At 53.6% G+C, this 1,247-nt stretch carries 1 protein-coding gene; it reads right to left on the reverse strand.

Annotated elements, in window-relative coordinates; all coding sequences use genetic code 11:
- Positions 1-62: 62 nt before the first annotated feature.
- On the reverse strand, positions 63-1,043 hold the full coding sequence (locus tag FQ015_RS10445) for an IS110-like element IS621 family transposase (protein WP_000399629.1): 981 nt from the start codon (positions 1,041-1,043) through the stop codon (positions 63-65).
- Between the last annotated feature and the right edge of the window lie 204 nt (positions 1,044-1,247).

Genomic DNA, 1,247 nt, shown 5'->3' on the forward strand with positions numbered 1-1,247 from the left:
GATTGCAGGCATGCCAGACACAGCGCCGTCAGGCGCTGTTTTTTTCATCCCTTCCGCGATTTTTACGCCGCTACCGGATTATGCCGTGACGCATCGAACGGGACCCCTGACTTCAGCACGCCATACGCCACCTGTGCCAGCTTGCGCATCATCGCGCCGAGAATCACCTTTCCTTTCTTGCCATTAGCCGCCAGACGGTCGCGGAACGCCCGTCCCCACTCAGTCTTACTGGTGGCTACCATTGCAGGCATATACAACGCCCTGCGAAGCGACACATGTCCGGCTTTACTCAACCGGCTTGCCCCTCTCACACTACTGCCTGATTCATAACGCCGTGGTGTCAGACCCGCAAAAGCGGCGAACTGTCTGGCATGGGCGAAACGGTCCTTCAGACCAATGTAAGCCAGCAATACCGCAGATGTTTTTTCTCCGATACCCGGGATACTTTCCAGCAGTTTCCTGCGGTGTTTCATATCCGGATCATCGTCTGTCAGGTCTTTTATCTGCTTCTCAAGACGCTTCAGCTCTGCTTCAAGCCACAGAAGGTGAGCATCAATGCTCGGCCTCTGGACTTCCCGCGCCGTTTCAGTGCGGTTCAGTTCCTGCGTGTGCATATCTGTCAGCGCCTGGTGGCGTACTACCAGGGCACGCAACGCGCGTTCAAGCGGGTGAGGCGCTTCCCAGGCTGCAGGGCGCTTCTGACGACAGAACTCTGCCAGCATGCGCGCATCCACGGTATCAGTCTTGTTACGCAGTCCTTCACTCTGAGCGAAAGCTTTACCCAGCGCAGGATTAATGACTGACACTATGTAACCTGCATCGTAAAGGCACTCAGCGACAGGTTCCATATAGGTGCCGGTCGCTTCGATGCAGATATGCGCATGGTCAATCTTGTGACCTTTCAGCCAGCTCACCAGCTCATCGTGCCCTTTAGTGGTGTTAGCGAATTTTTTGGTGCGATGACGACCATCAGGACGCAACACATCGACATCCAGTTTCTCTTTAGCGGTGTCGATACCGATATAATGAAGTTCATGTTCCATAGTGAAACCAACCTTGCAAATACGGATTACCGGGAAAACCGGTCCATGATACTGTCCGGTTTATCACTTTGGGAGAAAGGCAGTCCGCTGCATAAATCTACGCAACAGGTTGAAAACCTAAGGCCCGATACGGCATGCGGACTGCAGGCAGAGAAAACTGGCCGATTTTCTCTGCACAGGAGGGATAATACAAGGCCTGATAAG

The sequence above is a fragment of the Escherichia sp. HH26CH genome (assembly GCF_009820205.1).
Classification (GTDB): Bacteria; Pseudomonadota; Gammaproteobacteria; order Enterobacterales; family Enterobacteriaceae; genus Escherichia; species Escherichia coli_F.

What these genes read in the sequence shown, in the direction of transcription:
- FQ015_RS10445 (WP_000399629.1), bottom strand. Translation starts at nt 1,043, where the DNA reads ATGGAACATGAACTTCATTATATCGGTATCGACACCGCTAAAGAGAAA.